Annotated in this window: 1 protein-coding gene; it reads left to right on the top strand. The window is 69.3% G+C overall.

The genetic code is table 11. The features are described from left to right. A partial coding sequence (locus AB0J67_RS41115) for a hypothetical protein (protein WP_363491250.1) occupies nucleotides 1-1474 on the top strand: 1474 nt, incomplete at both ends.

Genomic DNA, 1474 nt, shown 5'->3' with positions numbered 1-1474 from the left:
GCGCCGCCGACTACACCCACCGCACCGAGTTCGACGACCTCGGCCGCACGGTCAAGATCACTCCCGCGGTGCGGGATCTGAGCGTGGCCGAACGCGACGAGTTCAAGGCCGGACCCGGTCACGTGAGCACGTTCGCCTACGACAGCCCGCACGCGTCGCTGGACGCCGCAGCCGGGCACGCCAACCACACCATCGGCCGGCTCACCTCGGCGGTGTCACCGGCGGCCACGACCATCACCGGGTTCAACGAGTTCGGTCTGCCGACGGTCGGCAGCCAGCGGCTCAACGACCTGCCGGGCCTGTCGGGGCTGTCCGGGATCGGTGACACCCTGCAGACCGCTGTCTCCTTCGACGAGACCGGCCTGCAGCCCACCACCATCCAGTACAGCGCCCGCAACAGCGCCGGGCAGACCGTGTTCACCGGCCCGGCGGTGCACGCCTCCGGGTTCGACCGCGACGGCGCCCCGACCGCAACCAGTATCGACCTCGGATCCCGGGGCACCATGGCCATCGCCGTGGACCGCAACGCCGCCGGCGCGGTGACCGCACGGCGCACCAACACCGGTGGGCTCAGCGAGTTCTCCAACCCGCTCACCCGCTACAACCGTGACCGCTACGGCCGGCTCACCAGCCAGGAAACCGTCGCGTTCGGCGAGAACGACACCGAGATCCAGCGGTACAAGCAGACCCTGGACTACTACGACAACGGCCAGATCTCGCAGATCAAGGAGCAGCTGGGCGACACCACCCAACCCGAGTACACCACCGACTACAGCTACAACCACCGCGGCGAGCTGTCCTCGGCGTGGGGCAACGACTACGCCGCCAGCCTCTACATCCGCGCCAGCGGACGCCTGGACTACGCCGGCGTGTTCGACCTGACCCTGGCCCAGCCCGCCCAGGCCCCCATCCCGGGCAGGCGCATCACCTCCCGGTTCGCCAACTACCGCTACCAGGACCCCGCCGCCGGCGGCGACCCGCTGCGCCTGACCGCGCTGCACGTCGACGACGAAACCGAAGACGGCCTCGACCTGGCCACCTACCTCTACGACGAGGCAGGCAACACCACCAACCGTTCCGTCACCAACCCCGACAACACCGCCACCACCTACACCCAGCGCTGGGACGGTCCCTCCAGCCTGAGAAAGGTCACCAACAGCAGCACCGGACAAACCGAAACCTACTTCCACGACGCCGGCACCCGCGTCGCGGCGATCCGCAAGAACGCCGACGGCACCATCAACTCGGTGCGCCGCTACTTCGGCGCCCAGGAGATCGTCTACACCCCCGGCCAGCAACCCGCCTACCGGCAGAACCTCACCCTGGCCGGCGACACCATCGGCCGTATCGACGGCGACGCCGAAACCGGCACCCTCGAGCACTACACCACCACCGTGCAAGGACACCACGTCCTCGCCCTGGCCGCACAAGACGCCGCCACCCGCCGCGTCACCCGCTACGGCGCCTTCGGTGA

The organism is Catellatospora sp. NPDC049609, assembly GCF_040675365.1.
In the GTDB taxonomy this organism is placed as follows: Bacteria; Actinomycetota; Actinomycetes; order Mycobacteriales; family Micromonosporaceae; genus Catellatospora.
This window is presented reverse-complemented; position numbering and strand designations above follow the sequence as displayed.